Below are 23,860 nucleotides of genomic sequence, written 5' to 3'. Positions count from 1 at the left end.
GGTTTTGAGAATTTGAGACTAAAAAAAGCAAACTTGGGAACCAAGTTTGCTTTCGGAATTTAATATTTATTTGTTTTGTGCACGGATCGCTTCGGTGATTGAAGCTGCACCTGCTGCGACGCTACGGTCGTCTTGATATTTAGTTAGAGCGGCGATAACTTGTTCTTCTAATTCTCTTGAATGGTTAGCTTCAAAGAAAGGAAGATAAACTCTCTTTTCAACGCCTGATCGTTCATAGGCAAAAACAGTCAGAATTCCACTACCACCAATTGCGATACCAACTAGAAGAACGAATAAGAACATGAAGAATGATTGTCCCATCAATGCAAATGAAGTAAGCATAAGCAATGCACCTAAGAAGATGCGACCTAACTTGTATTCACTTGAAGTACTTACATTTGAAACAGTGTTCAGTGGAGAAGTATCCTTATTTCGACCTGCTGGAATTAATCCAAATAATACAGTGTTTTGCATGTCTACTCTTAAGAAATTGTCATCAACAAAAATATTACCTTTGATCCATGGTGTAACTAAACTACTTGAAAAGTCCTTGTTGTTACTAATTTTTCTACTTTCAACCATAAGATGTATTCTCCCGATATAATATTTTTTACGATTTGACGTGAAATCAAATTATAAAATAAACCCCAAAACATTGTTAAAGTTAAATTGTACTCTAAATATCATATGGGAATAAAAGTATCAGGTCAACGGAAATATCATTATACATTAAATTAAATTTAAAAAAATACACACAGTTATTAAACGAAATAATTGCGTGTATTTTTATTATCTATTAAGCGTAGTAACCGGCTGTGAATCCAGTTGCAGATGAGACTAATGCGTTAGATGGTTTTGTAACGTCACCAGCTTCTTCAACGTTATTCAGTTCAGTTTGCAATGATTTAAGTAGGTCATTGTTTGAATGATATCCCATTGCTAATACAATATGATCAGCGGGAATATGTTCAGTTTTTTCATTGTGTTCAATAACTACTTCGTTGCTGCCAAACTCTTGAACGGTGGCATGTGTCACGATAGTTACCTCATGATCTCTGAGGAACCGTTTAGTAGGTACTGTTCTCAATAGTCCAGCGTTGATATCTCCCGTCATTTCAAGAACAGTAACGTGACCTCGCTCACCATCGGCTAAGAACATTGCAGTTTCGGTACCAACCTCGCCACCACCAACGACAACTATTTCACCGTTCAATGGGGCTTTTCCTAAAAGAACCTCGTTAGCAAAATGAATATTATCGTTATCGATTCCTTCAAGATGTGGCTTGTTTGGATGTCCACCAGTTGCAACTATTACCTTATTCGCACCGAATGCTTTGACGTTTTCAACGGTAGCAGTTTGATTCATTACGACGTTAATGTTGAGAATTTTTAGCTGTCTCTTCAAAAATACTAAGAAGGTTGCATATTCACCTTTTGCAGGTGGATAAATAGCAGGTATAAACTCTCCACCTAGTAAATTGGATTTTTCCCATAAAGTAACACTGTGACCTTGTCTAGTTGCGGCAATTGCGGCTTCCATACCAGCTGTACCACCACCTATGACTAAAACAGTTTTTGGAGAGGGTTGAGATTCGAAGGTATATTCGGATTCGTGACCTATCATTGGATTTACCAAGCAGTTAATAGGCTTTTGTTGGAGCAAGTTGCCGATACAGCCTTGTAAACAACGGATACAGTAGTTGATATCGCCTAGTTGGCCACGAGCAGCTTTTCTTGGCAAATCTGGATCAGCCAATGAAGCACGGGCCATTCCAATGAAGTCGCTAGCATCTTGTTGCAAAATATTCTCGGCCATTGCAGGGTCATTGATACCATTTGCAACGATAGTAGGGATGTTGATGAAATCATGAACCTTTTTAGCGTTAGCAACGTTAAAGCCTTTTGGAGTAAAGGTTGTAGAGATTGATTCATCAGCATATGACGAATATTCACCATTTGAAAGGTTTAGAGCATCGAAGCCTAATTCCTCAAAATACTTTACCATTACCATACTTTCATCCATCGGACGACCATCAACAGTATCTTCAGTAAGTGAGAATCTAGCAGTTAGTGGAAAGTCTGTTCCAACTTCAGCCCTCATTGCATCATAAATTTCGTGAACGATGCGCATTCTGTTTTCCAAGCAACCACCATATTCATCAGTTCTACGATTTTGGCGAGTACTCAAGAATCCTGATAGAAGATAGCCGTGGGCAAGATGTAGTTCGATACCATCAAAGCCGGATTCTTTCATCAATTTGGCAGTGTGACCGAATTCATGAACTAATTCATGGATTTCTTCAACAGTCATGTCTCGAGGGATGTCTTGGTTAAATGGATCAGGTATTCTCGAAACGGAAATTGGTTGAACACCACCATTGACCTTCGAGTTTGTTTGGCGTCCTGGATGGAATACTTGGGCAAACATTTTAGCTCCATACATATGAATAGTATCAGTTAGTTTTTTGTTAGCAGGCACCTGTTTTTCATCGTATAGGCGAACGCAGTTTTTGTATCCAACACCATTAGGATTGACACCGTAGTCTTCGGTGATGATCAGGCCCCAACCACCCTTGGCTTTTGTTTCATGGTATTTGATGAATTGATCAGTGATATTACCATCCTCATCACACATATTGGAAACCATTGCTGGTACGACGAATCTGTTTTTAATTTCACATTGATTGATTTTATAAGGTGTAAACATCTTTTTTAAGTACATTAGTTTTCCCCCTGAACTTATTTTGTTTGTTGCTTACAAGTTCAGTTATAGAGTATGGTGTTACTAGAAGGTCAATGGATTTGTGAAATATTATACAAATGTGAGGATGGATTATGAAAGGTTATTACAAGATTGGCGATGTAGCAAAGTATTTTCATCTTTCTAAAGAGACGATGAGATTTTATGAAGACAAAAAATTGATTAAATCTATTCGTGATCCTGAAACGGGATATAGATACTTTGGATACCCAGAATTGAATCAAATCAAAGATATTGTTCAGTACAAAAGCTATGGTTTTTCACTAGATAAAATCGATTATCTGGTCAACAAAGCTGATTCTAAAGAGATTGATAATATGTTATCTTTGCAGGAAGTAGTAATCCAGGAGAAAATTTTTAGAATGCAAAATTCTTTAAAAAAGATGACTCAACTGAGGAATGATGTTAAAAGAATAAATATCAACTCGAATGCTATAAACTTTACATATAGTCCAGCGTTTATTTTTTATGAGTTTAAGGGATATGGCGGTAACAATGCGGTTCTAGACAATAAAGACGTGTTGCAGTTCCTTTACTCCCCCTCGGCAACACCAGTAGGGTTTATTTGCGACTTAAATGCTTCTAGTGAGGTATGGGGTGTACTGTCATATTACAATGAGGCGCGTAAACAGATGATGTTTGCAAATATTAAAGATAATACCTTTATGGCTCCACGCCAGACTGTACACTTTATTTTTCAAGCCGGAAAAGAAGGGGACTTGCGGGATAATTTGAATTTCATTATTGAGGATCTAAAGGTCAAATATAATCTAGAAATAGTTGATAAACCATTCGGTAGAATAATCTTGAGATACCACAAAGATGGTGTCAGACAAAGATACTTAGAAGCATACATCCCAATAAGCGATGCTTGTTATAATGCCAATACTGCAGAAAATATCAAATAAAAAAGGCTGCTCACATTGAAGTGGGCAGCCTTTAATTTACTAAAAATTAGTTGTTTTGGTTGTTGTTTGGAGCATCAGTTGATTGGTCTTGTACAGGTTGTTGTGTAGGTTGTGCTGGTTGAGCAGCATCTGTAGTTTGATTTTGAACTGGTGCTTGGTTTTGATCTTGAACAGGAGCTTGAGTTTGGTCTTGTACATTAGCAGCAGTTTGATCTTGAGCAGGTGCTTGATACTGTTGATTTTGTACAGGAGCTTGGTTTTGATATTGGTTATTAGGTTGTTGTTGATATTGTTGATTAGGATCTTGGTATTGGTTATTTTGTTGTTGGTACTGTTGGTTAGGATCTTGGTATTGATTGTTTTGTTGGTACTGATTATTAGGTTGTTGTTGGTATTGTTGGTTAGGATCCTGATATTGTTGTTGATTGTTGTATTGATTAGGATTCTGTTGATATTGGTTATTAGGTTGGTATTGATTTTGTTGTTGATATTGATTGTTATATTGTTGGTAATTTTGGAATTGTTGTTGCTGTGACATTCCTTGAAGAGCGTTAGTAATAGTTGCGGCACCGGCTGCAACGTTAGTAGCAACGTTTCTATCATTTTGGAATTTAGCCATTTCAGCAATAACTTGTTCCTCTAGTTCACGAGCGTGATTAGCTTCGAAAAATGGAAGCGGAATAGACTTTTCAATACCGGATTTTTCATATGAGAAGTTAGTCAAGATTCCACTAAGGAATATTGCTGCACCAATAATAGCAAAGATGAATGCAGGTATGATTGCCCCTGCACCGGCAGTCATTGTTCCGATTCCGGCTATAAAGATTACTGCACCAAGTAACATACGTCCCAATTTATATTCTGATGATGTATTAACATTTGAAAGAGTGTTCAATGGTGATGTATCTTTTGAACGACCCGCAGGAACCATTCCAAATAACACTGTGTTTTGAACATCTATTCTCAAAAAGTTGTCATCGACAAACATATTACCTTTGACCCAAGGAGCGACTAAACTTACCGAAAAGTCTTTGTTTGGGCTTAATTTATTACTTTCTACCATATTTATATTTCCCCTATATACTTACATATTTGAGTCTCAATGAAGAAACTATCAATTAATTTAACGGTAATTATAAATAATAAAATAATTATCCTGATTAATGAAAACATTCCTAGATTAAGGTCACTGTAATATCCTAATTTATTCTAATTAAATAATCAATATATTTTTCAATATATATAACATTATTAATAGTATTTTGTGGATTCAGGAACTATATAAAGCTGGATTTAACACTGGTTTCACGTATAATTGTATCCAACAAACGGGGGAGGAACTGTAATGCTAAAGATAGAACACGTTTCAAAGCAATTTGGCGATGTCAAAGCTCTAAATGATGTCAGCTTCAGCATTAACAACGGTGAAATACTGGGTCTTATCGGCCAAAACGGTGCTGGTAAATCTACTACATTCCATAGTATTTTGAATTTTATCAAATATAGTGGAAAAATTCTTTGGGATGGAGAGCCTATTTCTGAAAAACTTTTCGACAAGATTGGTTATCTGCCTGAAGAACGTAGTTTGATGCCAAAACTTACTATTGAGCAACAAATTATTTATCTTGCACGATTGAAAAATAAATCCGTCAAAGAGGTCAAACCACAGATTGACAGCTGGATGGAGAAATTTGCGGTCAAAGGTAAGAAGACAGATAAAATCAAGGATCTATCGAAGGGTAATCAGCAAAAAGTTCAGCTGATCTGCACGATGATCCACCAGCCTTCATTGATAATCCTCGATGAACCATTTAGTGGACTGGATCCGGTCAACTCTGATTTATTGAAGCAATCTATTGTTGAGGCACAACAACGTGGGGCAGCAATAATTTTTTCAAGTCATGATATGTCTAACGTTGAAGAAGTTTGCGATTCACTTGTGATGCTGCGTACTGGTGAAGTCGTTCTTAACGGTAAAATCGATGAAGTCCGTGACCAATTCGGAAAAACTGAATTGTTTGTAACCACTGATTGGACACTTGAACGTTTGCAGGCCTTACCACACGTGACATCTGTAACTCATCAACGCGGGAATCACTACTTTATAAGACTAGAAAATGAGTCGGACGGTCCAGCAATTTTTGACCAATTAACTGACGGACATTATATAGAAGAATTTAGTCAGCGACCACCAACTCTAGATGAAATATTCCGAATGAAAGTTGGGGAGGCTGCTCATGAATAAAATGTGGATCGTAACAGCTCAAACATATTTGCGACAAGTAAAATCATGGAGTTTTATATTGTTGATCCTAACTCCGTTTATTTTCGGTGGTATTGGAATGGGTATTGGATCCATCAGTGCTAACAGTGCCGATCAGGAAGATAGAATTGCAGTAGTTAGTTCTGAAGCTAGTTTACGCGATGGCTACATTAAGCAGAATAAGGACGATGTCGCTAAGAAATACACGACAGTCGATGCTTCTAAAAAAGCACTCAAAAGTAAAGATATCGCTGGATACCTGGTCCTATCGAACTCCGATAAACAAGTAAAAGCGACTTTCCATGGTAATGACGATTTGGACAGTGGGACTAAATCTCGTGTTCAAATCTATTTATCTCAGGTTCAGCAACAGTTTAACCTTCAAAATGCTAAATTAACGGGTGCACAAGCCGCTGCACTTCAAACACAGCCCCAATTTAAACAAGATATCCAAAAGAACGTAGGAAAGCAAAATATAGCCATGCTGATATCATTTTGGGTAATGGTCGTCATGGTCTATATTATATTGATCACATATTCCTCAATCACGGCTCAAGAAATAGCCTCTGAAAAGGGTACTAAGATCATGGAAATAATTTTCTCAAGTACATCTGCGGTCAAATACTTTGTCGGAAAAATCCTCGGGGTATTGCTGGTTATCGTGACGCAGATCTTGGTATATGTGCTTGGAGGCTGGATAGTATTAAATTACGCGAAAAGTGCCAGTTTGACCAAAGACTTTTTCGCTGATAATCAAACTATGATAAATTCGGTCATACATAACTTATTCGGTGTGAACATGCTGTTCCTACTATTAGGCGTGGTCTTGTTCACTATCTTGTCAGCCTTGAGTGGTGCACTGGTTTCTAAGGCCGAGGATGCTTCGAAGGCAGCTCAACCTTCAATCATGTTGGCAATGCTGACATTCTTCTCAACTTTCCCATTCCAAAATAATCCTGAATCAATTTTTGCAAAAATTTTATCGTATGTACCATTTTTCTCATCCTACTTTATGCCACTACGAGTTATCAATCATGCCGCGAGTCCACTGGAAATTGGCTTGTCGTTGTTGATATTGTTAGTAACCATCGGATTGATGGGTTACTATATCGGTCGCATGTACAAGGGATTGATGTTGCAGACTGATACGCATGGATTCTGGAGTAGTTTAAAGAGTGGATTAGCTTATAACAAATAAAAGATAGCCTGACGGCTATCTTTTTTAGTAGTTATTATCTTTAATGTATTGACGTGCCCAAGCAAGCATTTTTTCATCTTCCTCAGCATCTTGTGAAGTCAAAATTACTGGACCATCATCAGTGATCGCAAATGTGTGCTCATATTGAGCAGACCAGCTGCCATCAGCTGAAACGTAATAGATCCAGGGATCGTTACGGTCTTTTACTGAACGATCAGCAATTTTCCAAGTACCTTCGTTGATCATAGGTTCAACGGTAATTGTCATACCAGCCTTCAAACGAAGTCCCTTACCTTTTTGACCATAATGGAAAACATCAGGTTTCTCATGCATTGTAGGTTGAATGCCGTGACCTAACAAATCACGTACATCACCATAATCATGTTTATTTTCTGTGAAATCTTGAATGGCGAAACCAATATCACCAAGACGATTTCCGACGACGGATTCAGCAATACCAAGATATAGAGCTTTCTTAGTAACATCCATCAAGTCTTTAGTTTCTTGGCTAACATTTCCGACAGCGTAGCTCCAGCAGGAATCGGATTCATAACCATTTTTGTTAACAGTCATATCAACTTTAACAAGGTCACCGTCTTTTAAAATCAAATCACGACGTGGAGTACCATGGGCAACTTCATCATTTACATCGACACAAGTTGCGTATTTATATCCTTCAAATCCCTTTTCTGAAGGAGTGGCACCATGTTTAAGAATATAATCGTTAGCAAAAACCTCAATATCGTATGCTGACAGACCCGGTTTGATCATGTTGCGAAGTTCCAAATGAACTCCAGCCAAGACCTTACCAGATTCACGCATACCTTCAATTTCTCGTTCTGATTTTAATGTAATCATAAATATAAATATTCTCCTTAACGTAATAATTGTAAACCAAATATTCGTCAGTACAAAGGTTTATACTTTTAATACCAAACAAGGAGTAAATAGCACATGAATTCAGCCGAATTATTTGCCTATAGACTTTATAAACATGGAATATTAGATCAAAACGATACTGCGATTACTCCGTTTACTAGAGTAGTTGGTATTCAAGCGCAAAACCAACGAGCGGCAGAATTGAATGCAACTTTGCAGACGGGTGCTACTCAAGATGAACTGAATAGCCTCTTCTCTGATAGGAAAATAATTCGTTCTTGGTCACAGAGATGGACGATACATCTAATGACACCAGATGATTGGCGGCTAGTCATCAATGCACGTCAAAAAGAACGTTTACCCAATCTCTATTTTCTAGGTATGAGGGATGAAGTTGAACCAGCTGCAGAATTTGTTTATGAGATACTGCAGGATAAGAAATCATTGACGCGCGACGTTTATGAACAATTGATGACGGATAAATTTGCCTGGTTTACTGGGCGTCCCAAGAATGTCGATTACAGCTTGTTTCAACTACTAGCATCTCAAGGGAAGATGTATATGCAGGCCAATTCCAATCCCCGTAATTTTGAAATGCTGCTGCCCGATAACTTTACTGGAATGAATCAGGTTGAGGCGACGGCTGAATTGATCAAGCATTACTTGGATACCTTTGGACCAGCTTCCATTCAGGACTTTGTTAAATGGAGCGGTATCAAAATATCCAACGTACGGTCAGCCTGGAAGTCGATTGAACCAGAATTGAATTCGATCGAAGTTAATAATGAAAAATTATGGAGTCCGGGACTCGTTGCTAAGGATAAACTGCAAGAGGTTATGGAACAGGTGTCTACTAATACTTATGTTGCAGCAAGATTTAGTTCATTAATGACAGGTTACGTTGATAAGCGATGGTTTATCGATAAGTCCCTGGAATCCAAAATGTGGTCTAAAAATGGGATTCTTATGGCCCCGATTATTGCAAATGGCCAAATCGTCGGGAAGTGGACCTATAAGCTCACGTCAAAGAAAATCAAGTTTATTGTCAGTTCTTGGGGTGATTACAATAATCGACAACTTGAAAAACATTTTAATAAGATTGCTCAATTTTTACAGCACGAATACGATGGAATCACCATCGAGTGATTTTAGCTATAAGTCTGTAAAATTGGCTTTAGAATGAAGAATAAGACGATAGCAACTAGTGCTACGGTCGATAGTATGATCACTAAATTATTTTGATTAATTCTAGATTTTCGAAATTGTAAGAACAGCACAAATATCATCATCAATGCCACAATTATTAACAGGATAGAACCCACATTTTCCACCTCATGATAAAAGCTTTCAGGAAATAAGTGTAACAGATGAAGGTTGATTATAGATTGAAAACAATTATTTAAATGGAAATAGTTTGGAATCAAAAAGTTGGAACAGGTAAGTATACTTGTTGCAGCTTTTTTGGATTGAGCAGGCTGATTTTTATTTTTTAATTCACAAGGAACGTACTATGCTACAATTTAAAATATAAATATATTTATATTTTGGAGGGATAAGGATGAAAAAGATTATTTGGTTGGTGGGGATGTTATCGATCGTACTTCTTGCTGGCTGTTCAAATAACAGCTCAAACGGTAGTAAGGAAAGTACTACAAAGACTACTAAAACAGAATCAGCTACAGCTTATCAAAAGCTAAGTGGTAGCGAGAAAACTGACATTAAATTCAAGGTTATCAAGGGCGAAGAGAATAGCAATAACGCCTATTCGCTATCAATGAAAATCAAGAATAACGGTACGAAAGATGTGAAATTCGACAAGTCAAAATTTTTCTTGATGGTCGATGGGGCTAAGAAATTTAGTACTTCATTAGATGGAAATGTGACTTTGAAAGTTGGCAAGTCAGTTACTATCGATGACTTGTTTAAGAATGTTTCTGCAGAAAAGCTTGATGGAAATAAGGTCAAGATTGCTTACTTGAATAAGAATAATGTCGTTGCTAGTCCTAAGTTGAAGACTAGTTCAGATGAGTCAGATAATGCTACAAGTAATACAGATAACGCTGCTGCAACAAGTCAGAATGCTACTACGGATCAAAATAGTGACTCAAGTGCTGCAGCAACTCCTGCTCAGCCTGATACTTCTAATCGAGTAGTAGATAGTACTGAGAAAGCAGTAAATATATTTAGAGGTGCAACAGGTAATTTTGGTGTTGGTGATATTCAAGCGACTGACACAGGTTCTGGATATTCCGTTAGTGTTGACGGATCTCCTGCAGGATCAGTTTCTTACGATGGAACAATAACTGCTTCAAATGGTGTTACGACACGTGCTCAGTGGGAGAATTCTACTGGATATTCAATGTCAGATTAGTTTTTAAGATATACGAAAAAAAGAGACCGAAAGGTCTCTTTTTGTTTTGGATTTATTTTGGTGGGTTTCACTGTATTAATTTGATATCGATTACTAGTAAATTACCTAGTATTCATTGAAGCCTATTATTAAACTTAGATTCTAGTTCATCCTTTTTGTTCTTAAGAAGAACCTCCATTTGGTCTTTTGCAACTTGATTAAGTTTATCTGTTCTCCAAGCAGAATCTTTTCCATCTTTAATAAATTCCGAATTTAAACTCTCTAAATTTGATAAAACCAATAATTGATAAACATTGGCATTATCTCTAATATTTCCATGTAAATTTGGATTATTAATTTTCCAGTCCTTAGCAGTTAATCCAAATAATGCCATGTTTAATCTGTCGGCCTCGGTTGCATATTTGAAACCAATGGCCGATTTATCAAGCTTTTTTGGGATAAGATGAGATTTTATTGCATCAGTATGAATCTGATAATTTACTTTAGATAGTTCTCTATTCAAGTTCCATTCGAGATTTAGATGACTACTTTCATCAGATTTTAATCTTTGGTAATCCTTAATTAAATACAATCTAAATTCAGCTGAGATCCATGAAGCAAACTCAAATGCAATATCTGATTGTGCATATGTTCCACCGTATCTACCAGGTTTTTATTGTATACCGATAGCACCCGTTTGGTTTATCCACTTAGTGGGCGACATTAAAAAAGAATTTGCGCCAGTTGCGGACAGTATTTTCTCAAATTCCGAATTATTAAAATTTTCATTATTCAATTGCTCCCAGATACCTAAGAACTCTAGGGAACTTCGAGACCGCATCCAATTTCTAATTAATTCATTTGGATTATCTTTTGATCGGTACTTTGCAATACCAGTGAGGCTAATATAATCGTTATTGTTATCGGAATTGTTAAATAAATTAATTTCGACACCTTTTACATTTATTTTTTCGGTTTTATCAGTCATTTTGTTGCCTCTTTTCTCTAAACCCGTCGAAATCGACGGGTTTAGAATCCGAACATATTAATATGTTTTATTATCACACGCAGCTAAGCACGGACACAATATATTGAATAGAAAAAAAGCGCTAGAACAATTCATTTGTTCCAGCGCCTTGGTTTTGTCTAATTTTTACTTTTGTATTTCCTCTAACTTAAATGAAAACGCTAAAATTTCCACTGAGAACTACATGTAAGCTGGACAAAGCTGCGGGGTGTTACGAACCCACTCCGCTGTGTTGCATCTTACACTCCGTTCTCAAGGCGTGTAAATTTTGGCTCTGCTCTAGAACTCAGCATTTCCTGGTGTTCTTGGATATGCGATGACGTCTCTGATATTCTTCATACCTGTTAGATACATAACAAGTCTTTCGAATCCGATTCCGAAGCCTGAGTGAACTGTTCCACCGTACTTACGTAACTCTAAGTACCACTTGTATTCGTCTTCGTTTAACTTCAAATCTTTGATCTTTTGTTCTAGTAAATCAAGGCGCTCTTCACGTTGTGATCCACCGATCAATTCTCCGATTTCGGGAACTAACAAGTCAGCTGCAGCAACTGTTTTACCATCGTCGTTAGCACGCATATAGAAGGCTTTGATGTCTTTTGGATAGTCTGTTAAGAAGACAGGTTTCTTGAATACTTTTTCACTCAAGTAACGTTCGTGTTCTGATTCTAGATCTAATCCCCAGCTTACTGGAACATCAAAGTCGACGTCAGCTTTTTCTAGTAAATCGATAGCTTCTGTATATGTAACTTCGGCGAACTTTTCAGAAACTGTGTTTGAAAGGCGTTCGATCAAGTGTTCATCGATGTTGTCATTTAAGAATTGGATTTCTTCTTTGGCGTTGTCGAAAACATATTGGACAACATATTTTAGCAATTCTTCTGAAACGTTGATTTCATCTTGCATATCGGCGAATGCCATTTCAGGTTCGATCATCCAGAACTCTGAAGCGTGACGGCCAGTATGTGAGTTTTCAGCTCTAAATGTTGGTCCAAATGTGTAGACGTTTCTTAGTGCTAAAGCGAATGCTTCAACTTCAAGTTGTCCACTAACAGTTAAGTTAGTTTCCTTCTTAAAGAAGTCTTCGTTGTAATCAACTTTTCCATCATCAGTCTTTGGAACGTTGTTCATATCCAAAGTTGTAACTTGGAACATTTCACCGGCACCTTCAGCATCACTACTTGTGATAATAGGTGTGTGAATATAGTTGAAACCGTTATGTTGTAGGTATTCATGGACAGCAAAGGCAGCCAATGAACGAATTCTAAAGATTGAATAGAAAGTATTTGTTCTTGGACGCAAATGAGCAATCGTTCTCAAGTATTCGTATGTGTGAGCTTTCTTTTGTAGAGGATAGTCAACATCTGAAGATCCAAGTTCTTTCACATCAGTAGCATGGATCTCGAATGGTTGTTGAGCATCCGGAGTTAATGCAAGTTCACCAGTGACCTCAATAGTAGTACTGATTGGGAATTTCTTGATGTCATCAAAATCATCTAGGTCTTTACTGAAAACAACTTGAACGTTTTTCAAAAATGAACCATCGTTCACTTCGATAAAACCAATTTTCTTTGAACCTCTAATAGTTCTGATCCAACCTTGAATGGTGATTTCTTCACCATCTTTGAATTCTTTAGTAAATAAATCTTTTGCTAAAACTTTTGTCATAACGGATTCTCCTTTCAATATGAAAAAGTACAGATTAATGGGTACTTAAATGTAGACGGTTATGTCTGCTCAAAAAGTTAAGTATCATATGAAACCTACATAATCGGAACGCGAACGTCCTTTCGCCGTCCCCGTAACGTCTTCTAAACATCGAAGATGTAAAACCGACATTAAATGAACGCGAACGTCCTTTGGCCGTTCCCATAACGTCTTCTAAACATCAAAGATGTAAAGCCGACATTAAATGAACGCGAACGTCCTTTGGCCATTCCCATAACGTCTTCTAAACATCGAAGATGTTAAGAAGACGTAAAAAAAGACCTTCCACCCCTGGTAAAAGGGGCGAAAGGTCTTTTCGCGGTACCACCCAATTTGTTTTCTAATGAAAACATCTCTAACAAGCACATCATATGCTTACTGACTGTAACGTGTCAGCGACGTCAAACCCTACTGCTAGTTCAGGCCGATGTAAAAAGATGTTATTCGTAGATACCTGCATGTTAAGTTCGCACTGTCCTTAACTCACTGAGAATAGGGTAAATAGTACTTCTTCTTTTTAAAATCCTATGTATTAAGTTAATGAAAGAATAGCACGTTTTTTTGGTGGTTGTAAAGACCAATTTGCTACTTGGCGCTATCTATCACGTTTCCAACGGCTTTTGTTAAAGCTTTATCCTCTAATTTTTTTAGATTAGCGGGATTCTTGGCTAATGTTGGATCTGTTTTTATCTGATTATGAACATCGTTTTCGACATCTTGTTTAATTGCTAATTGAGTTTTGGGTTCTTTAAGTACCTTACCGGCACGTTTTAATTGTGATTTAGTAACTATGTGCCAGTTAGAATTGAGATTATACGTAATTTCTTGAGAACTCAATTGACCACTGTTGGTGATTCCGGTGAATAGTAGTTTTTGGATCGTATCGTTATAACGATACTTGATATTTTTAATTTCTTTATTTGAATCATTTGAATCTGTATTTATTTTGACCGTTTTTTGTTTATTTAGCACAGTGTGTATCTCAGATTTACCAGGCGTTTTAGTTGCGTATGCCTGATATTCGGTTTTACCTTGTTTGATTTTCTCTTTGACAAGAATCTTGTTACCTTTGATATTGGCAACTGGAGCGATTTGTTCTGTTTGAGTGGCCGTGTATTTGCTGGTTCCGTAATGCTTATTTGCATCGAGGAGTATGAATGATTGGCAGATCAACATGCTGACCAACAGGGTAATTCCTAAGACATGTTGTTTTTTAAACAGGAGAATCACACCAACGACGGCAAATACAACTGTTAGAATTATTAGCATTATGCCACCTTCTTTTCGTGATTTTCACTAAGCCAGAATGCTGGAATTATACCAATCAGTGTACCGACTGAAATCCAGATGAATGCTTGTGAGTAAGCTGTGTTCATCATTGTGGTGCTAGCGACATTTGTTCCAGTAAAACTGGCAATAACGGCAGCTAACAATGCTGTAGCGACAGAGCCACCAATATTTTGGATCATCCGAGTTGAGACAGTTGCTTCAGAAATAAGACTGTTAGGTATGTTACTGTAACTATCAGTCATGATGGGAATTATTCCACTACGGCTCAATCCTAATAAGAACATCACTACAACTAGTAACCAAGTTGGAGTAGATTTGGTGAAGAAAGCAAAAGGAATTGTTGTCAAGAATCCTGCTATCAATGATATTATGACGATCCATTTTGCTCCATAATCGTCAGTCAGTCTTCCCACAATTGTTCTAGTTACTAACATACCGAGACCAAGAGCTATCAGATAAATACCTGACCAGATTACGGAAAGTCCACGGATATTTTGTAAATATAAAGGAAGTACGAACATAACGCCGTTCGACATTAAGCCTGTCATAAATAGTAGAATGGCTGATGCTGAGAAACGAGTGTTTTTGAAAAGAGTCAAAGGTACTAATACTTTTTTAGAATTCATGTAAGCATATATTATGTACAAAATTAAACAATCGATACCGATGAAAATTGGAAATAATACGTTCATTTTTCCGAAAACATCATCAGTACTAAAGTTAGTTATACCTACAACTAGACCTGAAAAGAGTCCAACTAAAAGGATGAAACCAGTGAAGTCGAAGCCCTTATCTGACTTATCTGTATCGAAAGTTGGAAGCCACATTATCACGAAAAATAGTGCAATGAGAATTACAGGAATATTGACATAGAACAGCCAGTGCCAGTTAAGAAACTTGATCAATGCGCCACCAATTGTTGGTCCGATTATTGGGGCAAACACGATTGGTAGTCCCACGGTAGCCATCATTTTTCCTAAATTTTTACCACCAGCTGCTCTTACGATCAAAGTTTGTGAGGCCGAAATTAAGACACCTGCTGCAGCCCCTTGAATGATTCGACCAATCATCAGTGTAGATACGCTGGTTGAGATACCAGACATGATTGAACCAATTAGGAAGGTTACCAGTGAGATCTCAACTAGAAGTTTTCCAGAAACTTTGTCTATCAACCATCCAGCAAGTGGAACAGCTAATCCCAGAGCTAAAACATAAGCAGTTGTGATCCACTGCATGGTGTTAACTGTTGAATTCAAATCTTTTAAGATAGTATTGATACCAATATTGGTCATGGTTGTGTCTAGCATAGGAACAATCATTGCTAGGACAAGGATCATGGCACTTTTCATTGGTGATGGTGCTTTTTGAGTACGTATTGTTGTATAAGGACTAATTTGTTGAGCCATAACAATTCTCCTTTTAGGGTACTTCAAGTATTTAAAAAGAGAATAACACCATTTTTATTAATGTCAATAAATTATGATTACCTCCCCGTAATTAGGTGAAGACCGGATAATTTATGTTTTGATTGATATTTTTTATAGAAATCTGATAGTACCTTAAATGATTGACATTTACTTTAGAAACTATCAGTATTAAATTAACGAATTATTTAATCCCAAAGGAGGCTAATTATGGCTCAAAGACGGCGTGGAAAAGAACTGGAAGATGCGATTTTGACCTCAACTTGGCAATTGTTGCAAACGACTGGCTATACTCCGATGACGATGGATGATATTGCTGGTACTGCTCATACAAATAAGAATGCAATTTACCGTCGTTGGAACACAAAGCTAGAAGTCACAGTTGCAGCAATTAGAAAGTTCTCTCCTGTTGCAGAAGTATTTGCATCTTTAAAGGCGCCTAACAATGGTAGTTTACGTGCTGATCTAATAGAGTTAATGAACATTCCACTTACATTAATACGACCAATTGGCCTCAAGAATATTAAGGGAGCTTTGCGAGATGCTCTGCCAAATTTCTCTAAAGCTAATGCTGAAAGTTATCGTAGGATTTTTGATGAAAATATATTGAGAAATTATTTAATGACCATACTCCAAAATGCATACAAACGTGGAGAAGTTAAGACAGATCCAGAAACCTTTCCAGAAACCGTCATTAATATGCCTATATTTTTACTCATCACACGAATTATTAGTGAAGATCACTATGATCAGGAGACTGTGCTGATGTTTGTCAATAAAATTTTGGTACCTGTGTTTGCGGCACAATAACATTAAAAAGCTACACTTTATCACTGACATGTGGTATATTCATGTTGGAAAAAGGTATAACATTTTGTTCACATGAAAACCCCGGTAGTGGAATACCGAGGCTCTTTTTAGTTGAATATTGCTTGAAATTATACTTGCCTCTGTTATTCAATCAGTAACTTAAGAGGGCAACGAAACACCCGGCACGTATTAACTTCATTTAGACTAATAAGCTTTAGTTAATCACTGACATGTGGTATATTGTTCTTGTACAAAAGGATCGTTAAGAACATTTTGTTTACACAAAAACCCCGGTAGCCGTATACCGAGGTTTTTTATTTGGTTGAAAATTGCCTTGAACTCTACTTGCTTCGGTTATTCAACCAGTAACTAAAAAGTGCAACAATGCACCCCGCAAGTATTGACTCTAGGATCGTTATGAACATCTCGTTCACCCCCTCACTGTTTCCAGATTGAGTAAAGGCAACTTCTAAGTATATCACATGAACTTATAGTTTAAGTGAACTATAAATGTGGATAAAAAAATAACCAGTCATTCGACTGGTTATTTTTGTTTAATATGTTTTATTTATCACTGAAATAGTAAATATTTAGTTGGATCTGATGGTAGTAAGAAATTGAATCCTTCTTCGGCGATAATTGCTAATAGGTTTGCAACTATCAATACTGCGAAGATCCAAATGTTGATTGTTGCGATAACGTTATACTCGTCACCTTTTGGACAAAGTTCTTTTGAGAAGATCATCATAAATGAACAGAATACAATTACAACAACGAAACTTACTAATGCCCAAGTGTACGTATGTAGGCCTAGAACGGCTGAACCGTAACCTGGGTCATTTGGTGCGATATGCAATAGTATTTGTCTGATTGAGGCTGTTGAACCTAAGAAGGCAGCTAATGCTGACAATCCATATCCCCGCATAAATTTTTGTGGATTGATCGTACCATTCTTTGTGGCAATGATGATGTATAGTGGCCCGAAGCTTGCTAACATCATAAAATATCTTTGAATCATACAGAGTGGGCATGGGAATTCGTGTAATGCGAATTGAAAGAAGAATCCTCCTGCCAATACAAAGTTATATCCAAATACGAACAGGTTCGCTAACCAAAAGCCTAATTTTGAGGTAGCGGTACCTTTATTTGCAGTTTCCATAATTATAAATATCCCCTTCTATAGACTTATTGGTAAGGTACTTGTTGCATGCAATTTGAATAGGATCAAGACTAAGACGGCAATTAATGCCCACATTGCGAAGTCGGCCTTTGTCACTTTCCCCTTAATAATCATCCTTAGAAACATGAAGGTAATGATTATCATAATGATAATGTCCATGAAATCGCTTCCTTTCCAACTAGTACTTTACCACTCCCAAAGTGATAAATGAATGGTTTCACTTATCGTTTTTCAAAAATCGCTCAATGAATCAAAAAGTTAAATTTCAGTTTTTATTATGTAATAAAACAAGCGTCCAAGATGATTTTGAGTACAAAAATCATTTTGAACGCTTCTATAGTTATAGATAATATCTGAGTAGATTGTCTAATTGTGTCTTATCAAGGAAGGTAGTAGTGCGATACTCGATATGATCATTTTTTTCAATGATGATAGTTGGTGCGGTCATGATGTCGTATTTTTCAACCAAATCTGGATTGCTGTCGGCATTGATCGTGTAAAAATTTAGCTTACTATCATATTTATCTGCTGCAGCAGTGATTATTGGATTTTCCATATAACATTGTGAGCACCAATCATTGCTAAAATTGAGTACGTTGACCTTGCTTGTATCACGAGATGTAAAATTTTGGGTAGTTAATGTTTTTATCATTTGCCGACTCACTTCCAATTGAGATATTAATATTTTAATACAATTATCTCTGATTGCGGTGGATTTAGCTCTGATAACCTTGAAACTCAAAATACCAATTACAATTTACTTATATTTAAATTGAAAAATAAGACAAAATAACTAAATGTGTTCATATCGGACAATTGAAATACAATCAATACTCATTTAAATTACTTATTTCGATATACTTTTTAATATTATTTTATGTAAGCGGTACCAATCCAACTTGTTTTGTGATATTCTTAGAATAATTTTTATAGGAGGGGAATAACATGAAACATAAAGTTACTTTGAAAAAACGGTATATAACTTCCCTTGCCGCTTTATTCATGGCTGGAACATTTATGGCCACGACTAGTAATGCTTCTGCTGATACTACATCTGGAAGTTCAGCCGATTCAACTAGCCAAACTGAAGCTGTTAGCTATGATCAGACTGCTTCCCAGTCACAAATTAATCAATCTAATGTAGTTGTTTTAAGTGAGGATAATCCAGCTACACAACAGAATACTCAGGCTGGCACCGCAGAATATCAAGATGTTCCTTCAGTCTTATACACTGGGACAACACCTGATGTTATTAATGATGCTAATGTAACGGCGTCTTCTGCTGATGATATGAAAGCTGCTGATTTCAATAATGAACCGACTGATCAGCCAACTACTTTATTGGGAAAGATTGCTTCAGACGTTAATGATAAAATCACGGATGTGACTACAGGAACTGCTGCCAAAGTAGTTTTCCCAATTGGTTTTTCACGAAAAGGCAGTGACGCATACTCCAAACTTGAAGATATCCAAGAGCCTGATCGTTACGATACTTCAAGAGCTTATGGTGGACTAGGTGAGAAATATGATCCAGCAGCAAGTGAGACATTCTATAATGCTGCACAAGACTGGTGGGATAACGTTGCTGACAAGCAAACACTAACTATTCCTTCATCTAGTTTCCCAAACGAAACTAGTACTGCAACCTTTGTTGCTAATCCTGGTTCCAAACAGACTGTGATCATAGGTCAAGGCTGGACAGAGCATCCAGATTGGGTCGGAGTCGTCTCAGGCGTTTGGTACAACATGGGTTACAATGTTTTGATGCCTAGTCAACGTGGACAATTCTCTGGTGACGGAGACTATATTCCATTTGGTTATTACGATAGTCAGGACTGGAAAAATTGGGTAAATGTTATGGACAGTATGGTTGGCCCTGATGAAGAAGTTATTTATTATGGACAATCAATGGGGGCAGCAACGGCCTTAGATGCTGCCGCTGATCCACAATTACCAAGCAATGTAAAAGCGGTTATTGCTGATTGCAGCTTTTCAAGCTTAACATCACTGGGTAATTCTTTGTATAACGGTGCATTGAACAAGATCAATGGTCCTTTAGGAAAATTGATTGTTCCTATTAAACTAAATTCGATTCCTCTTATCCCATTTGACAAGACTATGCAAAATGTCGATAAGATCAATGAAGCAAAACAAGGATTTGACTTAGATGACGCATCACCAATTGACGCAGTAGCTAAAATCACAATTCCTTCATACTTCATCACAACCGAGGATGATGACTTTATTCCTGACACTGAGAGTGTAGCGTTATATAACGCTAGTGTTGCTCCAATCAAGAAACTCTGGGTATTGGATGGAGCAGTTGGTGGCCACGCACACGCTGAAGGTGCGGTAGAACAATATCAACAAAATATCCAAGGATTTTTAAACGAAGTTGATCAAGCTAATACTGCTTCGATTCAAGCAGCATAAACATTCAATTGTGTATACAATGTCATTGAGGTAAATTTCATGACAGATAAAAATACAAACGATTTAGATTTAGCTATAGAAGATATCAAAAATGGTAATATCAGTAAATTGTATGATAATCATCAGGAACTGATAAAGGATTTAACCGATGGACGCGATACAATTTAGCTTCTATTTTTAACATAAAACAGCTCCTGATCTCAATGATCAAGAGCTATTTTTGTGTGATTAATTTAGTGTAACGCCGCTGGACTGTTTAACCCATTCGTCTGTCGAGACTCGATAATATGTATTGCCATTTGAGTCGGTAGCAGATTTGTCAGTTACCCAGGAAGTATCTCCAGCTAAACCACGATTTGCGACTGCGACTGATGAATTAAATAGTGTGTATACAAAACCAGAGGGACCAGATAGATTGACAACTGATCCGGAAGCTAGGTTTTGAACGTTAGATAATCCAGCGGTTTGGTTTGAATTATTATTGCTAGTTCCGACTGGATTTGAGTTGTTGTTAGTATTTGCCGGGATATTGTTATTAGTAGAAACGTTGTTATTTTTTGGTGCAGAGTCATTATTGTTTGTTGGAGTAGAGTTACTGCCGTTCTTACGGCCATTATTTTCGATATTACTGGAACTAGGTGCTTTAGAATTATTATTATTAGAGCCAACAACATCCGCATTTGCTACAGATGATCCAACCGCAAACGCCTCTGCAGCCGGGATCCATGCTAAAACTACGGCTGATGCGATAACTAAGGTTCTTGTTGATTTCTTCATAATTGTAAATCCTCCTTGATGCATATCTCGTATGCTATAAGGGTATATTAGGATAACGAAATTAAATGGAGCTTAAAAGTATATGTCTATTTTTCGTATTTTCGTCAAAAAAATACCTTAGGAATTAATTATCCTAAGGTACGATTTATTATTTAATAAAAATTATCTAGCCAAGCCATCTTTGGGCGCTGGTTGATTGTTAGCAGGCTGTGTATGAGCAGGGACTTGTTGTTTAACCTGTCCTTGTTTTGCAGGCTGTGGTTGTTTAGCAGGTGCTGGTGTAGTAGCCTTAACAGGCTGTGCGGGAGCTGGTGTTGATACTTTTTCTGGAGCAGGTGCATTATTTTTTGACGGTGCTTTAGGTGCTGGAGTCTGTTGTTTTGCGGGTTGCTTTGCGGGAGCCTTTCGAGCAGGTTCGTTGGCAACTGCGGCATTGGCTGTTGATGATCCGACTGCTAGTGTTGCGGCTGGTGCCAATGCCAAAACGGCGACTGTTGAGATAAGTAATGCTTTTCTTGATTTCTTCATAAATGTGAATCCTCCTTGTCGCATATCTTGTATGCTGAGACCAATATTAGTTATAAAATAATAAATGGAACTTAAAAATAGATTACAAACATTGGAGTTATATTTCGCTTAAATTAGCTTCATAGCAATTAAACGGTTTAGAAAATCTCCAAAGTATATTAAAATTGATACAAAGTCTTTTAAAAAAGAGGAAAATAATTTGGAACAAAAACTTTTTACATCAAATGGTGAAGTAAACGTCAAAGTTACTGGTGATCTTGCTAGCGACAAAGAAATTATCGTTCTAGTTCATGGAATCGATGCTTCTCTAGAGTACTTCGATGAGATAACTCCATTCCTAGAAAAAAGATTTACAGTTGTAGCTGTTGATTTGTTGGGACACGGCAAGTCAGATCCAGCTAAAGATGAAAATTATCAAATGGATAGCGAAGCCTGGGCAGTTTGGGAAGCTATCGCAAAACTTAGAATCGTTAAGGATGTAACTTTATTCGGTTACGGAATCGGTGGCTTGATCGTCACACAAATGACAGAAATGCATGATATTTCAGTTAAAGATGTCGTTATGTTGAATACACCAGCCAACGAGAAATACGCTTATATCAACACTATGACAACACGTCTAGGTGGAATGATGGCAAGTTCTCAAGTCAAAGCTAAATTGTATTTTGCCAAAGGATTTGATACATCAACATTGAGTAATCCTAAAGTCGTTCAAGAAGCATCTAAACAAGTAGAACGTAAAACTTCAAAGCAGTTGCAGAAAATTGCTCCAGCATACTTGGAAGAAAAGTCAATGAACAAACGATTGCGTGCACTTCCTAAGCCAGCCTTGTTGTTATACGGAACAGAGGATCAAATTCTTGGCGAAGATGGTATCAAAGATGCCAAAGCCAGTTTGGAACGAGTTCCAGATGTTAAGATTCGTGATATTGAAGGTGCCGGACATGCAGCAATGTTAGAACAACCTGAAAAAATCGCTAACGAAATCTTCTCATTCAATGATATTGTTACCAAAGCTAAAGAAAATTAATTTTACTGATGAATCTGTTATCCCTTTTGGGGATGATGGATTTTTTTGTTCAACACCAAAAAATTGTATTGGTTGTTAATAAATACCGATGTTTTAACTTTTTTACAATTGAAACTATCTCAGTCATCATAATCAACGTCGCTTGTAGTTTAAGTTTGTGCCATAATTTAATAACTAGAATAAATGTTAGAAAGTGGAAAATATGTCGTTAGTATCGTTAGAGAAAGTAATGAAGCAAGATGGCGGACAAGTTATTTTGAAGAATATCGATTTAGAGGTAGCCTCTGGATCTAAAATTGGTATAAAAATGACCCATAAGGAAAGCTTGGTTCTTTTTAAATTGATAACTGGCAAGATGGTTCCTACTAGTGGTCACATCGTCGCCGATAATACTAATACGATTCTGTCTGAAATAATTGAGGACGGACTATATGACAGCTTAACTGTTAAAGCTTATTTGAAATTTTTTCAAACGATTGTCGGAAAAACTGACGACTTGGACAAATTGAAGACACATTTTTCACTTGAAGATGTTTGGAAAACCAAAATAAAGCATTTAACTGCCAATCAAAGAGAGCGTATCAACTTATTTAGAATGTTTATGTTTTCTCCCAAGTTAATTTTGATTGAAAGTCCTCTAAGAAACTTGACTAATGATGGAATTGAATTGTATCTAAAAGCACTAGATTACGTTAGATCGAACGGTATAACGGTGTTATGCACTTCGTATTATACTGAAGAATTGATTATCTTAAGTGATACGGTTTATCGGTATAATCAAAACGTTGGCTTAGAAAAAACTGACTTGAAGCAGAATGTTGATGTTAGTGATGATGATTCCGAGGCATCATTTATGCCCAAGCGTGTCTTTAAAGTTGCCTGCAATATCGCTGATAAGACAGTTTTCTTCAGCCCTGATGAGATTGATTTTATTGAAAGCGTCAATGGCGTTAGTAATATTAGGATCGGTAATGAGTACTTTCCATCAGCTTTGACAATGAATGATCTCGAAGAAAAGCTGAATCATTTTGGGTTTTATCGTTGCCACCGTTCCTATCTGGTCAATTTGCAGCGTATTTCGGAGTTGATCAGTTATTCTCGCAACAGCTATACTTTGATTTTGAAAGGTAAGTCTAAGGAGAAATTGCCACTGTCCCGCACTAGATTAGATGAATTGAGGAAACTTATAGAAAACTAGCACAATTCAACACTTCGAGCGCACAACTCGTGGAAATTTTACGACATTCTCACTACTTTTTTCTAAGATGGATTTTGTAATCAATTAAAGGAGAAAG

24 protein-coding genes, 1 pseudogene and 1 other annotated feature are annotated in these 23,860 nt (G+C 36.9%); of the genes and pseudogenes, 10 read left to right on the top strand and 15 right to left on the bottom strand.

Going from position 1 to position 23,860, the window contains the following annotated elements; all coding sequences use genetic code 11:
• Positions 1-66: 66 nt before the first annotated feature.
• Positions 67-582, bottom strand: coding sequence for a DUF2892 domain-containing protein (locus EKM63_RS05400; protein ID WP_125704497.1), 516 nt, complete (start codon positions 580-582; stop codon positions 67-69).
• 214 nt (positions 583-796) lie between these two features.
• The gene (locus EKM63_RS05395) at positions 797-2,722 is read right to left on the bottom strand and encodes an oxidoreductase (protein WP_125704495.1); all 1,926 of its coding nucleotides are present in this window, start codon (positions 2,720-2,722) and stop codon (positions 797-799) included.
• 113 nt (positions 2,723-2,835) lie between these two features.
• On the opposite strand from EKM63_RS05395, the gene EKM63_RS05390 reads away from it, so the two are divergent.
• Entirely contained in the window at positions 2,836-3,669 is an 834-nt protein-coding gene (locus EKM63_RS05390; RefSeq protein ID WP_125704493.1) for a MerR family transcriptional regulator, read from the top strand.
• Positions 3,670-3,715: 46 nt separating this feature from the next.
• On the opposite strand, the gene EKM63_RS11435 is transcribed toward EKM63_RS05390, so the two are convergent.
• Complete coding sequence (locus EKM63_RS11435; protein WP_225418260.1) at positions 3,716-4,732, bottom strand: hypothetical protein; 1,017 nt, start codon at positions 4,730-4,732, stop codon at positions 3,716-3,718.
• A 282-nt stretch (positions 4,733-5,014) separates the two neighbouring features.
• Here EKM63_RS11435 and EKM63_RS05380 point away from each other — a divergent pair, with 282 nt between their 5' ends.
• Both EKM63_RS05380 and EKM63_RS05375 read left to right on the top strand, forming a co-directional pair.
• Entirely contained in the window at positions 5,015-5,914 is a 900-nt protein-coding gene (locus EKM63_RS05380) for an ABC transporter ATP-binding protein (protein WP_125704492.1), read from the top strand.
• Positions 5,907-7,130 (top strand): ABC transporter permease, encoded by a 1,224-nt coding sequence (locus EKM63_RS05375; protein WP_125704490.1) that lies wholly within the window; start codon positions 5,907-5,909, stop codon positions 7,128-7,130. Before EKM63_RS05380 ends, EKM63_RS05375 begins: the two co-directional genes overlap by 8 nt.
• 24 nt (positions 7,131-7,154) lie before the next feature.
• On the opposite strand, the gene map is transcribed toward EKM63_RS05375, so the two are convergent.
• Positions 7,155-7,988, bottom strand: coding sequence for a type I methionyl aminopeptidase (gene map, locus EKM63_RS05370; RefSeq protein ID WP_125704488.1), 834 nt, complete (start codon positions 7,986-7,988; stop codon positions 7,155-7,157).
• 96 nt (positions 7,989-8,084) lie between these two features.
• Here map and EKM63_RS05365 point away from each other — a divergent pair, with 96 nt between their 5' ends.
• Positions 8,085-9,155, top strand: coding sequence for a DNA glycosylase AlkZ-like family protein (locus tag EKM63_RS05365; protein ID WP_125704486.1), 1,071 nt, complete (start codon positions 8,085-8,087; stop codon positions 9,153-9,155).
• Positions 9,156-9,157: 2 nt separating this feature from the next.
• Here the strand turns inward: EKM63_RS05365 and EKM63_RS11280 are convergent, their stop codons facing one another.
• Positions 9,158-9,331, bottom strand: a complete 174-nt coding sequence (locus EKM63_RS11280; protein ID WP_153494260.1) for a hypothetical protein — start codon at positions 9,329-9,331, stop codon at positions 9,158-9,160.
• Between the two features lie 236 nt (positions 9,332-9,567).
• Between EKM63_RS11280 and EKM63_RS05360 the strand changes: the two genes are divergently transcribed.
• A complete protein-coding gene (locus tag EKM63_RS05360) occupies positions 9,568-10,380 on the top strand; it encodes a hypothetical protein (protein ID WP_125704484.1) in 813 nt (270 codons plus the stop codon).
• Between the two features lie 112 nt (positions 10,381-10,492).
• On the opposite strand, the pseudogene EKM63_RS05355 reads toward EKM63_RS05360, so the two are convergent.
• The 4 genes and pseudogenes from EKM63_RS05355 to EKM63_RS05340 form a co-directional block, all read right to left on the bottom strand.
• Positions 10,493-11,347: pseudogene (locus EKM63_RS05355) on the bottom strand (KilA-N domain-containing protein).
• A 318-nt stretch (positions 11,348-11,665) separates the two neighbouring features.
• Complete coding sequence (gene asnS / locus EKM63_RS05350) at positions 11,666-13,054, bottom strand: asparagine--tRNA ligase (RefSeq protein ID WP_125704482.1); 1,389 nt, start codon at positions 13,052-13,054, stop codon at positions 11,666-11,668.
• A 335-nt stretch (positions 13,055-13,389) separates the two neighbouring features.
• Positions 13,390-13,623: a binding site (T-box leader), on the bottom strand.
• A gap of 55 nt (positions 13,624-13,678) precedes the next feature.
• On the bottom strand, positions 13,679-14,362 hold the full coding sequence (locus tag EKM63_RS05345; protein ID WP_125704480.1) for a DUF4811 domain-containing protein: 684 nt from the start codon (positions 14,360-14,362) through the stop codon (positions 13,679-13,681).
• The gene (locus EKM63_RS05340) at positions 14,362-15,789 is read right to left on the bottom strand and encodes an MDR family MFS transporter (protein ID WP_225418259.1); all 1,428 of its coding nucleotides are present in this window, start codon (positions 15,787-15,789) and stop codon (positions 14,362-14,364) included. Before EKM63_RS05340 ends, EKM63_RS05345 begins: the two co-directional genes overlap by 1 nt.
• A gap of 228 nt (positions 15,790-16,017) precedes the next feature.
• Here EKM63_RS05340 and EKM63_RS05335 point away from each other — a divergent pair, with 228 nt between their 5' ends.
• On the top strand, positions 16,018-16,617 hold the full coding sequence (locus EKM63_RS05335) for a TetR/AcrR family transcriptional regulator (RefSeq protein ID WP_125704479.1): 600 nt from the start codon (positions 16,018-16,020) through the stop codon (positions 16,615-16,617).
• 341 nt (positions 16,618-16,958) lie between these two features.
• On the opposite strand, the gene EKM63_RS05330 is transcribed toward EKM63_RS05335, so the two are convergent.
• The 4 genes from EKM63_RS05330 to EKM63_RS05320 form a co-directional block, all read right to left on the bottom strand.
• Positions 16,959-17,042 carry a type I toxin-antitoxin system Fst family toxin gene (locus EKM63_RS05330; RefSeq protein ID WP_153383965.1) on the bottom strand — a complete coding sequence of 28 codons (84 nt, stop codon included), beginning with the start codon at positions 17,040-17,042 and terminating at the stop codon, positions 16,959-16,961.
• Between the two features lie 146 nt (positions 17,043-17,188).
• The gene (locus EKM63_RS05325; protein WP_125704475.1) at positions 17,189-17,776 is read right to left on the bottom strand and encodes a disulfide bond formation protein B; all 588 of its coding nucleotides are present in this window, start codon (positions 17,774-17,776) and stop codon (positions 17,189-17,191) included.
• Positions 17,777-17,794: 18 nt separating this feature from the next.
• Complete coding sequence (locus EKM63_RS11275; protein ID WP_153383944.1) at positions 17,795-17,956, bottom strand: DUF5993 family protein; 162 nt, start codon at positions 17,954-17,956, stop codon at positions 17,795-17,797.
• Between the two features lie 181 nt (positions 17,957-18,137).
• Positions 18,138-18,449 carry a thioredoxin family protein gene (locus EKM63_RS05320; protein ID WP_125704473.1) on the bottom strand — a complete coding sequence of 104 codons (312 nt, stop codon included), beginning with the start codon at positions 18,447-18,449 and terminating at the stop codon, positions 18,138-18,140.
• 293 nt (positions 18,450-18,742) lie between these two features.
• Here EKM63_RS05320 and EKM63_RS05315 point away from each other — a divergent pair, with 293 nt between their 5' ends.
• Positions 18,743-20,230 (top strand): alpha/beta hydrolase, encoded by a 1,488-nt coding sequence (locus EKM63_RS05315; protein WP_125704471.1) that lies wholly within the window; start codon positions 18,743-18,745, stop codon positions 20,228-20,230.
• Between the two features lie 39 nt (positions 20,231-20,269).
• A complete protein-coding gene (locus EKM63_RS11535; protein WP_263852853.1) occupies positions 20,270-20,398 on the top strand; it encodes a hypothetical protein in 129 nt (42 codons plus the stop codon).
• Between the two features lie 60 nt (positions 20,399-20,458).
• Here the strand turns inward: EKM63_RS11535 and EKM63_RS05310 are convergent, their stop codons facing one another.
• Both EKM63_RS05310 and EKM63_RS05305 read right to left on the bottom strand, forming a co-directional pair.
• Positions 20,459-21,007, bottom strand: a complete 549-nt coding sequence (locus tag EKM63_RS05310; protein WP_125704469.1) for a hypothetical protein — start codon at positions 21,005-21,007, stop codon at positions 20,459-20,461.
• Between the two features lie 162 nt (positions 21,008-21,169).
• Complete coding sequence (locus EKM63_RS05305; RefSeq protein WP_125704467.1) at positions 21,170-21,535, bottom strand: hypothetical protein; 366 nt, start codon at positions 21,533-21,535, stop codon at positions 21,170-21,172.
• A gap of 199 nt (positions 21,536-21,734) precedes the next feature.
• On the opposite strand from EKM63_RS05305, the gene EKM63_RS05300 reads away from it, so the two are divergent.
• On the top strand, positions 21,735-22,565 hold the full coding sequence (locus EKM63_RS05300; RefSeq protein ID WP_125704465.1) for an alpha/beta fold hydrolase: 831 nt from the start codon (positions 21,735-21,737) through the stop codon (positions 22,563-22,565).
• Between the two features lie 202 nt (positions 22,566-22,767).
• The gene (locus tag EKM63_RS05295; RefSeq protein WP_125704463.1) at positions 22,768-23,763 is read left to right on the top strand and encodes a LytTR family transcriptional regulator DNA-binding domain-containing protein; all 996 of its coding nucleotides are present in this window, start codon (positions 22,768-22,770) and stop codon (positions 23,761-23,763) included.
• Positions 23,764-23,860: the final 97 nt, after the last annotated feature.

Origin of the sequence: Companilactobacillus mishanensis (assembly GCF_003946505.1) — a bacterium.
In the GTDB taxonomy this organism is placed as follows: Bacteria; Bacillota; Bacilli; order Lactobacillales; family Lactobacillaceae; genus Companilactobacillus; species Companilactobacillus mishanensis.
The sequence above is the reverse complement of the archived record's forward strand: the minus strand, read 5'-3'. Positions and strand labels throughout refer to the sequence as shown.

Excerpts from the sequence above, each read along its gene's own strand:
- EKM63_RS05400 (WP_125704497.1), bottom strand. The coding sequence starts at position 582 with ATGGTTGAAAGTAGAAAAATTAGTAACAACAAGGACTTTTCAAGTAGT.
- EKM63_RS05395 (WP_125704495.1), bottom strand. The coding sequence starts at position 2,722 with ATGTACTTAAAAAAGATGTTTACACCTTATAAAATCAATCAATGTGAA.
- EKM63_RS05390 (WP_125704493.1), top strand. The coding sequence starts at position 2,836 with ATGAAAGGTTATTACAAGATTGGCGATGTAGCAAAGTATTTTCATCTT.
- EKM63_RS11435 (WP_225418260.1), bottom strand. The coding sequence starts at position 4,732 with ATGGTAGAAAGTAATAAATTAAGCCCAAACAAAGACTTTTCGGTAAGT.
- EKM63_RS05380 (WP_125704492.1), top strand. The coding sequence starts at position 5,015 with ATGCTAAAGATAGAACACGTTTCAAAGCAATTTGGCGATGTCAAAGCT.
- EKM63_RS05375 (WP_125704490.1), top strand. The coding sequence starts at position 5,907 with ATGAATAAAATGTGGATCGTAACAGCTCAAACATATTTGCGACAAGTA.
- map (WP_125704488.1), bottom strand. The coding sequence starts at position 7,988 with ATGATTACATTAAAATCAGAACGAGAAATTGAAGGTATGCGTGAATCT.
- EKM63_RS05365 (WP_125704486.1), top strand. The coding sequence starts at position 8,085 with ATGAATTCAGCCGAATTATTTGCCTATAGACTTTATAAACATGGAATA.
- EKM63_RS05360 (WP_125704484.1), top strand. The coding sequence starts at position 9,568 with ATGAAAAAGATTATTTGGTTGGTGGGGATGTTATCGATCGTACTTCTT.
- asnS (WP_125704482.1), bottom strand. The coding sequence starts at position 13,054 with ATGACAAAAGTTTTAGCAAAAGATTTATTTACTAAAGAATTCAAAGAT.
- EKM63_RS05345 (WP_125704480.1), bottom strand. The coding sequence starts at position 14,362 with ATGCTAATAATTCTAACAGTTGTATTTGCCGTCGTTGGTGTGATTCTC.
- EKM63_RS05340 (WP_225418259.1), bottom strand. The coding sequence starts at position 15,789 with ATGGCTCAACAAATTAGTCCTTATACAACAATACGTACTCAAAAAGCA.
- EKM63_RS05335 (WP_125704479.1), top strand. The coding sequence starts at position 16,018 with ATGGCTCAAAGACGGCGTGGAAAAGAACTGGAAGATGCGATTTTGACC.
- EKM63_RS05330 (WP_153383965.1), bottom strand. The coding sequence starts at position 17,042 with ATGTTCATAACGATCCTAGAGTCAATACTTGCGGGGTGCATTGTTGCA.
- EKM63_RS05325 (WP_125704475.1), bottom strand. The coding sequence starts at position 17,776 with ATGGAAACTGCAAATAAAGGTACCGCTACCTCAAAATTAGGCTTTTGG.
- EKM63_RS11275 (WP_153383944.1), bottom strand. The coding sequence starts at position 17,956 with ATGGACATTATCATTATGATAATCATTACCTTCATGTTTCTAAGGATG.
- EKM63_RS05320 (WP_125704473.1), bottom strand. The coding sequence starts at position 18,449 with ATGATAAAAACATTAACTACCCAAAATTTTACATCTCGTGATACAAGC.
- EKM63_RS05315 (WP_125704471.1), top strand. The coding sequence starts at position 18,743 with ATGAAACATAAAGTTACTTTGAAAAAACGGTATATAACTTCCCTTGCC.
- EKM63_RS11535 (WP_263852853.1), top strand. The coding sequence starts at position 20,270 with ATGACAGATAAAAATACAAACGATTTAGATTTAGCTATAGAAGATATC.
- EKM63_RS05310 (WP_125704469.1), bottom strand. The coding sequence starts at position 21,007 with ATGAAGAAATCAACAAGAACCTTAGTTATCGCATCAGCCGTAGTTTTA.
- EKM63_RS05305 (WP_125704467.1), bottom strand. The coding sequence starts at position 21,535 with ATGAAGAAATCAAGAAAAGCATTACTTATCTCAACAGTCGCCGTTTTG.
- EKM63_RS05295 (WP_125704463.1), top strand. The coding sequence starts at position 22,768 with ATGTCGTTAGTATCGTTAGAGAAAGTAATGAAGCAAGATGGCGGACAA.